An 11924-nucleotide genomic window follows, 5' to 3' on the forward strand; every position below is an offset into this window, starting at 1 on the left:
AGAAGCACCCTTTTCTTCATTTCAAAAAATGTATGACTGTTTCTGCAAATCTATCTGCTTCCTCATAATGAGGTGAATGACCGCTCTCTTCAAATACGATATACTTGCCGTTTCGGGCATCTTTATTAAATATTTCAATTTGTTTTTCACACGTTACTACATCATGTTTTCCTACAATTAATAGCATTGGATTTTGTACATCTTTTATTTTTCGTAATAATGAAGTATGAAATGCTCCTTCTAATTTTAATCTATCAAAATGAATCTTGGAGCGATTTGAAAATTCTTCCCACTCTTCATCACTATATAAACTCTCGTCTGTCACATCTTCCTTATAATTGTAAAGTTCCATTCTTTTTTCTTCTAATTCATCACTTATTCTTATATAAGCTTCTAACAACTCTTTTGAACAAGCATCGCTAGATGAATAAGCAAAGCACTCTTTTGCTACTTCTTCTTTTCCATACTTTTTTAATAAATGCCCTGCCTTTTGTAACAAAGCCCTACTTGTTAATGCGAAATCGAAAGTTGGTCCTTCAAATATTATTTTCTCTATTGAACTTGGATATATCGATGCATATAACAATGCTAAATATCCACCGAAAGAATGTCCAATTACAGACCACTTCTCAATTTGTAATACTTTTTTTAATTCCTCACAGTCTTCAATCAAATCATTTAATCCAAAAGCTTCGTCTTCAGTAATTTTTTCTGAGCGACAAACACCTCTTTGATCTATCATAATTACATATAAAGAATCTTTTAAACGTTCCGCTTGATGAAATGAAAAATCATAGCAACTTTCCCCTGGTCCACCATGCAAGTATAGAACTGGCTTATTTTTAGGATTTCCATGTGTTTCAACGTATAGCTTTTTCCCTCTAATATGCATGTATTCCCCTGTTTCTATCAAATTCGCCTTTATGATCATCACCTTCTTTTTTTACTGAATATTATAACATCTGCTGTTAAATAATCCCTATTACATTTAAAAAGACGATAATGATTGCGAGTGGTGCTACAAATCGAAGTAAAAACGCCCAACAAGTAAATACTTTCTTTCCATAATTACCACCTACAAAAAACTCTGCTTCTAATACCTTGTTTTCCATTTTAAATGAAACGAAAATACTAATAAATAGTGCACCAAGTGGCATTAATATATTACTAGATAAGAAGTCTACTGCATCAAAAATATTCTTTCCGAAGATCGTAATATCACTCCATATTCCAAATGATAACGCTGATGGTATACCTACTAAGAAAATGCCGAAACCGATCATCCATGATAATTTCGTTCTCTTTTCTTGTTCCCCATTTGCTAATGCTGAAACAACTGTCTCTAGTAAAGAAAATGCCGATGTTAATGTCGCAAATGTAAATAGTGCAAGGAATACTGTTAAGAAAAACCCACCAAATGGAATTTGACTAAATACAGATGGTAATACGATAAATAGTAATCCAGGCCCTTCTGTTGGTTCCATTCCTAATGAAAATACAGCTGGAAAAATAGCAAGACCCGCAAATAATGAAACAAATAAATTCAACCCAACGATTGTTATTGCTGATTTTGGTAAACTTTCTTTTTTATTTAAATAGGAACTATATGTGACCATTATCGAAATCCCGATACTAATCGCAAAGAATGATTGACCCATTGCGAACAAAATACTTTCTGAAGTAATCTTTGAAAAATCTGGTTGTAAGAAAAACTTCACACCTTTCATTGCATTATCAAGTGTTAATGAACGAATAATAAGAGCGACAAATAAAACGAACAACGCTGGCAACATATATTTACTTGCCTTTTCAATTCCATTTTGTACACCTTTTGATACAACCCAAATCGTAATAAACATAAAAGCAAAATGTCCCATAATCGCCCAAGCCGGATTTCCAATTGTTTCAGTAAATAATGCTCCGTAATTTTGTCCCGGTGTAATTAGTTGTCCAGTAATTCCTCTGAATAAATAAATTAACACCCATCCACCTACAACACTATAAAATGAAAGTAGTATAAAACACGTTCCAACACCAAGGCGTCCAATCCAGTGCCACCCTGTATTTGGTGCAATACTTTTAAATGCGCCAACTGCTTGTTTTTGCGTACTACGTCCAATCATAAATTCAGCTATAAGTAGTGGTAATCCAATTAATACAGTAAATAATATAAAAATTAAAAAGAATGCTCCTCCCCCGCTCTTCCCGGCGATATAAGGAAACTTCCATATTGCGCCAAGTCCTATTGCTGATCCTGCTGCAGCCATTATAAAACCTAATTTCGAAGTCCATTGCTCCGTTTGTTTCATCTTATTTTCCTCCCAATTAAATCTTTTTATATAAATAATTAAATTTTATGAACCTATCCAAATAAACCCTCCATTTCTTTTTCTATAAAATAAAAAATGGCTCAGCATCTCTTTATATAAAGAGACGCTAAGCCATTTACTTAACGCGGTACCACCCTTATTGATTCCATTATGAATCCACCTTAGTAGTAATCGTTTGATTACAAACCTAATATCGAAGGTTAACCGTTAAGATTTACTAAGAATGTGATTCCGTTCCACCTTACTGCTCCTAGGCGAGTTCAGGATGTCATTTGACTATGTCACACCAACCCATAGCTCTCTGTACAAATATACGACCTTACTACTCCTATTCAACACATTGTAATATTTAGAATATATTTTCTTTTGAAATTAATATGAAGTATATCGGTTATATTTGTAACTGTCAAGGGATATATTGATTTTTTTGTCGAAAAGGATTATTTCGGCCCTATTTTATTTTTTACTATCGTTATTTTAGCTGTATATATGATGTTATCTGGAATGCAAAATACATAAAAAAATGAAATAGTTCATATTGATAGCTCACTTTTACTAAGTTTTTTAGCAAAAGAAAGGATCACTATTTCCCCTTTTTAAACCAACTATAAAATAGCATTAAAAAAGAATCTTCGCGATAATCGCGAAGATTCTTTTTATGGTATAAGACGAGTACAATCTCTCGGAAAAGCACTCGCCTCTCGTACGTTTGTTAATTCTAATAGTTTGTATACAACTCTCTCTAATCCAATTCCAAACCCTCCATGTGGTGGACAACCGTATCGGAATGTATTTAAATACGATTGAAATGTATCTGGATATAATCCTTTTTCTTTAAACGAAGCGCGTAACATTTCATAATTATGAATTCGCTGTGCTCCTGAAGTTATTTCTAATCCTTTATATAGTAGGTCAAACGAATCAGTAATAGCTGGATTCTCGTTATTCGGCATCGTATACATCGGTCTCGCTTCTTTCGGATAATGTGTAATGAAAACAAATTCACTCTTATATGTTTCCTGCACATATTTCCCTAGTAGCTTTTCACCTTCTGTATCTAAATCCCCAATTGGCGATTCTTTCCTATACTTACTTTTCAAAATTTCTTGTGCTTGTAACAATGTAATTTTCGGTATTTCTGTAATAACAGGTACTTCTATTTGTAATAGTTGTAGTTCTTTTTTACAGTTTTTTGCTACTTGTTGAAACATATATCGTAAAACATCCGTTTCTAATTGCATCACTTCATGAAAATCATGAATAAAGCCAAGTTCTACGTCTAACGATATATATTCATTCAAATGACGGGAAGAATTATGATGCTCCGCTCTGTAAACAGGTGCAATTTCAAAAACACGTTCTAAGCCTCCAGCTACCATCATCTGTTTATAAAACTGTGGTGATTGTGCTAAATAAGCTTCTTTTTGAAAGTATGGAAGCTTAAAAACATTCGCTCCTCCTTCTGCCCCTTGTGAAACAATTTTCGGAGTAAATATACGTGTGAAATCGTTCTCTATAAGAAATTCACTAAAGCTCTGAACAAGTGTAGATTTCACTTTAAATATCGCCGCGATTCTCTCATGTCTTAATGATAATACCCGCTCATTCAGTAGTTGATCTAAGCCAACTTGCAATTTCTTTTTATTTATTTCAAACGGAAGTGGTTCTGCGCGATTTAATATTTTCACTTCGTGAGCGAGCACTTCAACTCCTAATTCTGTTTTCGAAGTCTCTACTATTTGGCCTACTACTTGAACGACACTTTCCACATCTACCTTATATCCAGCTAACTCATTTTCTAATACACATTGCATAACTCCTGAGCGATCTCTTATTAATAAAAAACTAACATTACCTAGATGACGAATCTTTTTTACCCATCCTTGAAGTAATACAACTTTTCCGCTTTGCTTTGTACATTCTTTTGTGAGTGAACGCTTCATTATTGACTCCATTATTTTTCCCTCCAGTAATTTTATATTTATTTACGTTATTGTTGTTGTCATCGTCATCATCCACGGTCACTCACCTCCCTTAAAAGAATACAAAAATCCGCCCCTATAAATAGGGACGGATTTTTCCGCGGTACCACCCAAATTGTCATAATGACCATCTTAGCCCTGATAACGGTAGGTACCGTTTGCTTTTACTAATTATCACGTTCAAAGCAACACTCACAGGTGTCTTTCCATCATGCGGTATCGCAATCTTCTCAGCAACCGATTGCTCTCTGTAGACCTTTGCATCATGTACTTTTCCTGATCATCACTTTTTATATTTACAGAGTATTCTATCTCTTTAACTTATAAAATGCAAGCACTTTTAAATATATTTTGATTTTTCACATCCAGTTTTGTACAATCTCCTCTAAAGCCATTCCACGTGAACCTTTCAATAAAACAACATCCTTTTTCGTTATTACTTTTAATACTTCCTCTGCTATCTCGTCTTTATTATCAAATGACTGTACTTTTCCTGTATGATAGTTCTTTCTTGCTTCTTCCGCTACGATTTCAGATAACGCTCCATACGTAAATACATATTGGATGCTCTCTTCATTTAACATTTTACCAATTTCTCTATGATATGTTTTAGCTTCCTTCCCTAACTCTAACATATCCCCAATTACGATTATTTTTTTCTCATAGGCATTTAATTTCTGTAACGTTTCAATTGCAGCCTTCATTGAGGAGGGACTTGCATTCCATGCATCGTTAATAATTGTAAAACCTGTTTTAGCGGTTAAAAACTGAAAGCGCATTTGTGTAATATTTATTTGCTGCAATGCTTCTTGTATTTTTTCTATAGGGACTTTGTAAAATTGCCCTACAGCAATTCCGACAATCGCATTTAAAATATTATGTTTTCCATGTAAGGGAACATCGTACTGTATTTTTGTATTATTTAATTTAAAATGAACACCATATTCATCTAATTGTACGTTCGTTGGAAACAAATCATTTGTATACTTTCCACCAAATGACTTACTTTCTATACCTAGCATATTAATATTTTGAGAAAGTAATGGCTCGTCGCCATTATATAGGAACAGTCCATCGTCATTTAATCCGTCTATAATTTCAAATTTAGCCTTTGCAATCTCTTCTCTTGATCCAAGCGTCTCTAGATGTGACTGTCCAATCATTGTAATAATCGCTACATCTGGCTGTGCTATTCGTGATAAATTTCGAATTTGTCCTTTTTCACTCATTCCCATTTCAAGTATTAAAAACTCTGTATCTCGTTTCATCTCTAAAATTGTTAACGGCAAACCGATTTGACTATTAAAATTACCTTTTGTTTTATGCACTCGATAAGTTGAACTTAAAATACCTCCTATTATATCTTTTACCGTAGTCTTGCCATTACTACCTGTAATTCCAATTACTTTTACATTTATCTCTCTTCTATAAAATTGTGCCAATTGTTGCAAAGCAAACAAAGTGTCATCTACAAATATAATTGGAATCCCTTTTGGCGGAGTACCGTAAGACTTTTTCCATAAGGAAGCGACAGCTCCATTATCCATTGCTTCTTTCACATACTTATGCCCATCTTTCACCCTAATGATTGGAACAAATAAATTTCCTTCTTTCATGTTTTTGGAATCTATACAGACACCATGTATTTCTAAATGATGAAACGATTCGTATAACCCTTCTCCATCTATTACCTCTTCAAGTTTTTTCAAATTCATTCGAATCAAAGTATTAATCACCTTCCATTTAATTACATATTTTCCGTTTTATTTACGCATATTAATAAAAATTTTATAGTGAGGTGTTAATATGAAAAAAGCGATTAGTTTCTTTCTTCTTTTGTTATGCCTAATTGTAGTGAATGAAACGTACGCATACTCACCAAAATCTTTACCTATCTCTCAAAACTCTGATCAATGGCAAGTGAATATTGCTGAACCGAAAAAAGTAAACAAAAAAAAGCTTCAAGCTAAAAAAGATGAATTCCAAACTTATCAATTTTCAGTAAAAAATGTTGGAAACAGTGAAGTATATAACGTACAAGTCGAAGTATTCCGTAACGAACCAAAAACAAAAACGAAATATGAACTCTTTTCTCTAAAGGAAAGTCGTTTAGCAAGTGGAAAAACTGGATTTGAACATGTTAATTTTCCAGTTGCTACAAAAGCGGATGAAGTTGATGTAATTATTACTTGGCAAGAACACCCTTTCCGCTCCATGAGAAATGGTCAAAAAGTAGAGTCTAGAAAATTTAAAGAGCATTTTGTTTTTAAAGACGAAAAAAACAAATGAAATGCGAATAAATTCACATTATCATTCGTATAGCTTACTTTACTAGTACCAGTTCTTAAGCAAATTAAAAAGTCGTGGCTTATACATGCCACGACTTTTTATATTAATTCGTACTAATTCCTCTCGCTGCCCAAATACGATCAATATCCGCAGCATGTTGTCCGCCATATAAAAGAGCATCCGCTTGTTTAATCGCTTTTGCTCCATCACTGAATTTAGAGTTTGGTGTTAATGACCAGTGCGATTGTAAAATAATTTTCGTTGCTACATCACGACCAAATGCTTGCGCCATTTCATATTGGCCTTGTGCCCAAATTTCTCCATCATCATGTACTTCATTCGTAATATCTTTCGGATACACTTTATTATTATCTAATCGGCGTAAGCACGTTGGATCTGAACTAGAATAAGCAGTCGCATCCCATTCTCCAACACATGCTTTTCCGTACCCTGTAGTTGATACTGCATCTTCATACGTAGCACCTAAGAAGTCTCCAAATCCTTCTCCCATCGCTCCGCCTTCTGCCGAACTACCAAAACCAGGAACTTGATTATCTTGAATCGAATGTCCATATTCATGTGCGATAATACCCGCATCTTCTGCATCATCTACTCCGCCAGTACCAAATGTTAAAGCTTTCGTTGTCGGAGAATAAAATGAGTTGTCCGCCGTCGTTCCATTTACATTCACTTTAATAGAGCGATTATTAATATTTTTAAAACCTAAACTTTGAATGTAACGTTGCAAAGTATCGATATGATAATACGACATGACATCTTCAAAGCTATCATTTGCGCGTGTATAGTTAAATTGTAAATTTGTAGATTTCGTTTTTGCTTTTGAAGAAATCGTTACATACTCTCCAATTAAAAATCCTGTCCCATCTAAACCTTTTAACGTAACAGTCTTTAATTGGTTCGTTAATGCTGTTGAATCTGCATCATTGTTATCTTTTAACCCTACTTTACTACCGCTAGATACGACTGGGTTAGGTAAAAATACTTTTCCTGATCCTTCTGCTTTACGGTTTATATCAACCTTTTTAATTAACTTTCCATTTTCTGCATCAACAAATGTTTCCCATGCACCAAATGGATTATTAGAATGGACTACAACTTTATATACTGGACGAGCAATTCCCTCTTCAATAATATATCCAAATTCTTTCTCTGTAGGAGCCCATAAGTTTTGTTCACTTGCTTCTCCAACATACGCCATTGATTTTTGTATTGCATCTTTTTCACTAATTTTTGTCGTAGCTTCCTTCACACCTTTAACAGATTGATAATCAGAAACAGCAAGTACTCCTTTTCCCTCACCGTTAAGAGTAACTGTAATTTGTTTTGAAAATACAGGCGCACCATTCACAACTTGTTGGAACCTAACATATGAAGCTACTGACGTTTCTGTTGTAGAAATATATTGCAAGTCTGAAAGGTCTGCTTTTAATCCATACTGCGCAGCATTTTCTTTTAAATATTCAGTTGCTTTTTTCTGCGGCGAATAAGCTTCTAGCTTTACTTGCTGTTGTTTTTCCAATGCCGAAACTGTAGTAATCGTCCCCATTACTAACGGCACAGTCATTGCCATTGCCACCATTTTTTTATTAAACATAGAACCACTCCCCCTAATAAAGTAGCTCAACCTTATCCCATTACCACTAGGCAATCATTCCCCATAAAATGGGGGGAATAAAAATTGAATCTACGAGTAATTCTCTATGAACAATTCTATTACCTTTCCATTCAGGGGGCGTGAAATTTTCTCAATATTTATGTGTAAAGCGAAAACAATACTTTAGAAAGAAATTTTCTTGAGGTCCTATCGAATCGATTATGAAAAAATTAGCCGGATAAATATCTATCATACAAAAAAGGAAGTTGGAATGATTCCAACTTCCTTTTCTTTACTTAGTCGCGCTTAATTTAATACGAACTTTCGTCTCACCTAAAGATAGTTCATCATCTTCATTCGTTAAGTGACCAAATGTAAATTGTTTAACGAGTAAGTTTTCTTCCAACAACTCTTTATGATTCGTTAACGTTTGCTGTAGTTCTTCCTCTGTATCAAGAATTACATCTACTCGTAAATTAACAGGTAAATTCAACTGCTTACGATATTCTTGAACGGCGCGAATGAATTCACGTGCTACTCCTTCTTGTAGCAATTCTTCCGTTACATTCGTATCTAACATTACTGTATATTGTCCGTTAGTTGTATTAGAGAATCCAGATTTCGCAACTTTCTCTACTAATACATCTTCAGTCGTTACAACTATTTCTTCTCCTGATGCACCTTCGTAAACCGCTCTTTCTGTAGAAACAAAGTTTTGTACCTCGTCTTGTGGTAATTGTTTTAGCCAACCATTTACTGCATTCACATTTTTACCGAACTTCGGCCCAGCCGTTTTAAAGTTCAACTTTAATTGATAGGACGTGTATTTCGTTTCATCGAGTTCAACATGGAACGCTTTTACATTTAACTCATCCATGACGATATCACGATAAAATTCCCAATCCATATCATTTTCATTATGCTCAAGTAATACAAGTTCCGCTAACGGCTGTTTTACTTTTAAAGAATGTTGATTACGGTTACTTCTTCCAAGTTCAACAACTTGTAAAACTGCATCCATCTCCGCTTCTAATTTCGGTTGAAGTAGTGATTCATTTACAATTGGATAATCCTCTAAATGAACGCTACTTCCAGTTAAATTTAAATGAATATCTTCAGCGACAAACGGTGTAAATGGTGCAATTAATTTACTAATTGTCACAAGTACTTCATGAAGTGTCTCATACGCAGCTGCTTTTTCAGCATTCATACCAGACTCCCAGAAACGATTACGCGATCGCCTTACGTACCAATTACTTACTTCATCTACAAGCGTCGCGATTTCACGAGCTGCATTCGTAAATTGATAATCATCAAGTGCAGTTCTCACTTTTTTCGTTGTACTATGCAATCTTGATAATACCCATTCATCCAATTTCGTTCGCTTTACGTCATATGTTTCATCTGGATTATACTCATCTAAATTTGCATATAAAACGTAGAAGCTATACACATTGACTAATGTATCTACAAACTTAGATTTCGCTTCCAATACTGTTCTTTCAGAAAAACGCTTCGCATTCCACGGAGCACTGTCAACGAGAAGTGCCCATCTTAAAGCATCTGCACCAAACTGATTTACTAAATCAACTGGATCTAGTGCATTCCCTTTACTTTTAGACATTTTCTGTCCTTCTTCATCTAATACATGCCCTAGTGATAGCACTCGTTTATACGGTACTTTTCCAGTATATAGTGCCGATACTGCTAATAAACTATAAAACCAGCCGCGTGTTTGATCAATGCCTTCTGCAATTACATCTGCTGGAAACTGTTCTTCAAATAACTCTTTATTTTCAAATGGATAATGATATTGCGCAAATGGCATCGAACCACTATCAAACCAAACATCAATTACTTCTGGTGTACGATTCATCGCACCTCCGCATTTTTCGCAGCTAACTTGCACTTCATCTACATACGGCTTATGCAATTCTAAATCTTCAGGTGTTTCTTTCGTACTATGCTTTCTTAAATCAGCAATGCTTTTCGGTGCGAATTGATGATCGCAACTTTCACATTCCCATACGTTTAATGGTGTTCCCCAATATCTATTTCGGCTAATATTCCAGTCCACCATATTTTCTAAAAACTTACCAAAGCGTCCATGTTTCATATGGTCTGGATACCAAGTAACAGTATCGTTATTTTGTAAAAATGTATCCTTAATTGCAGTTGTTCGGATTAACCAACTCTCTCCTGCATAATAAAGAAGTGGTGAATCACAGCGCCAGCAATGCGGGTAGCTATGTTCATACTTTTCTTTATGGTATAGTAAGCCCTCCTTCGCTAAATAACGAACGATATCTACGTCACTATCTTTAACAAATTTACCTTTCAAAAATGGTACTGCCTCTGTATACTCACCTTTCTCATCTACAACATGCAAGAATGACAATCCTTCACTTTGAACGACTCTATAATCGTCTTCCCCGTATGCCGGTGCGATATGAACGAGTCCTGTACCACTATCTGCCGTGACAAAATCGGCTGCGATAACGTGGTAACCATTTGTAACTTCCTTCATTGGAAATGGTGGCATATAAGATGTATTTACTAATTCTTCGCCTTTATGGACAGATAATACTTCATAGTCTTCTTTTAATACATCTTGTACACGTTCTTTCGCAACAATGTATACATGACCTTCTTGTTTCGCTTTCACGTATTCCATATTTTGATGTACAGCGAGCGCAACATTGGCTGGAAGTGTCCAAGGTGTTGTCGTCCAGCCTAGGAAATATTCATTTTCACTATCTTTCACTTTAAATTTAACTGTTGCACTTAAATCTTTTACTGTTTTATACCCTTGTGCAACTTCATGTGAACTTAGTGAAGTTTGACAGCTTGGGCAGTATGGTGAAACTCTATGTCCTTTATACAATAAACCTTTTTCATGAATCGTCCCTAAAATATGCCATACACTTTCGATATATGGATTCTCTAACGTAACGTATGGATCATCCATATCTACCCAGTAACCGATGCTTTCAGTGAATTCACGCCACTGCTTCTCATATGTGAATACACTCTCTTTACACTTTTTAATAAATGGTTCAATTCCATACTCTTCGATTTCATGTTTACCAGAAATACCAAGTTGTTTCTCAACACCTAATTCTACAGGTAAACCGTGTGTATCCCATCCCGCTTTTCTTAACACTTTATAACCAGACATCGTTTTATATCTTGCTACTACATCTTTAATTGTTCGTCCAAGCGCATGACCTACATGCGGTAATCCATTCGCCGTTGGTGGTCCTTCATAAAAAACAAACGATTGTGCGCCTTCTCGATTCTGAATTGATTGCTCGAAAATACTTTGCTCGTTCCACTGCTTACGAATACGTGTTTCTCTCCCTACAGCTGACTCTTTTACATCTACTTTCTTCATCTACAATCACTCCTTTTTATGTTTTAAAGCACACAAAAAACCCGTCCCTATGAAGTAGGGACGGGTTTAACCGCGTTACCACCCTAATTCTATTAGCTCTTCGCTAATAGCACTTAGCAACGTACTATCATACGTGTTCTTTGTAACGGTAGACATCCGTCCGGGCTTACTTACTTTCAGCCTCGGCTCCTCGGAGATGATTTTCAAATAACGTCTGCACACCGGCTTTCAGCAACATACCGGCTCTCTGTGGAACAGTACACTATTTTACTCTTTCTCGTCTTCAGATTTGTATACTTTGTTAAAAGCTATTT

The 11924-nt window shown here is 35.1% G+C and carries 7 protein-coding genes and 3 other annotated features; of the genes, 1 reads left to right on the forward strand and 6 read right to left on the reverse strand.

Annotated elements, in window-relative coordinates; genetic code table 11:
• Positions 1-16 precede the first annotated feature (16 nt).
• From PDK19_RS05910 to PDK19_RS05925, 4 genes are all read right to left on the reverse strand, one after another.
• Complete coding sequence (locus PDK19_RS05910) at positions 17-931, reverse strand: alpha/beta fold hydrolase (protein ID WP_074568035.1); 915 nt, start codon at positions 929-931, stop codon at positions 17-19.
• Positions 932-968: 37 nt separating this feature from the next.
• Positions 969-2309 carry a sodium-dependent transporter gene (locus PDK19_RS05915; RefSeq protein WP_014893785.1) on the reverse strand — a complete coding sequence of 447 codons (1341 nt, stop codon included), beginning with the start codon at positions 2307-2309 and terminating at the stop codon, positions 969-971.
• 117 nt (positions 2310-2426) lie between these two features.
• Positions 2427-2675 (reverse strand) — a binding site (T-box leader).
• Positions 2676-2986: 311 nt separating this feature from the next.
• The gene (gene aspS / locus PDK19_RS05920; protein WP_074568036.1) at positions 2987-4285 is read right to left on the reverse strand and encodes an aspartate--tRNA(Asn) ligase; all 1299 of its coding nucleotides are present in this window, start codon (positions 4283-4285) and stop codon (positions 2987-2989) included.
• A 108-nt stretch (positions 4286-4393) separates the two neighbouring features.
• Positions 4394-4605, reverse strand: a binding site (T-box leader).
• A gap of 66 nt (positions 4606-4671) precedes the next feature.
• Positions 4672-6036, reverse strand: coding sequence for a UDP-N-acetylmuramoyl-tripeptide--D-alanyl-D-alanine ligase (locus PDK19_RS05925; protein WP_000620654.1), 1365 nt, complete (start codon positions 6034-6036; stop codon positions 4672-4674).
• Between the two features lie 82 nt (positions 6037-6118).
• Here PDK19_RS05925 and PDK19_RS05930 point away from each other — a divergent pair, with 82 nt between their 5' ends.
• Positions 6119-6601, forward strand: coding sequence for a hypothetical protein (locus PDK19_RS05930; RefSeq protein WP_000709327.1), 483 nt, complete (start codon positions 6119-6121; stop codon positions 6599-6601).
• Positions 6602-6704: 103 nt separating this feature from the next.
• Here the strand turns inward: PDK19_RS05930 and PDK19_RS05935 are convergent, their stop codons facing one another.
• Positions 6705-8216 carry a M36 family metallopeptidase gene (locus PDK19_RS05935; protein ID WP_000482289.1) on the reverse strand — a complete coding sequence of 504 codons (1512 nt, stop codon included), beginning with the start codon at positions 8214-8216 and terminating at the stop codon, positions 6705-6707.
• 292 nt (positions 8217-8508) lie between these two features.
• A complete protein-coding gene (gene ileS, locus PDK19_RS05940; protein WP_270706735.1) occupies positions 8509-11610 on the reverse strand; it encodes an isoleucine--tRNA ligase in 3102 nt (1033 codons plus the stop codon).
• Positions 11611-11663: 53 nt separating this feature from the next.
• Positions 11664-11903 (reverse strand) — a binding site (T-box leader).
• Positions 11904-11924 lie beyond the last annotated feature (21 nt).

Origin of the sequence: Bacillus cereus group sp. BcHK124, from assembly GCF_027712065.1 — a bacterium.
GTDB classification, from domain to species: domain Bacteria; phylum Bacillota; class Bacilli; order Bacillales; family Bacillaceae_G; genus Bacillus_A; species Bacillus_A pacificus.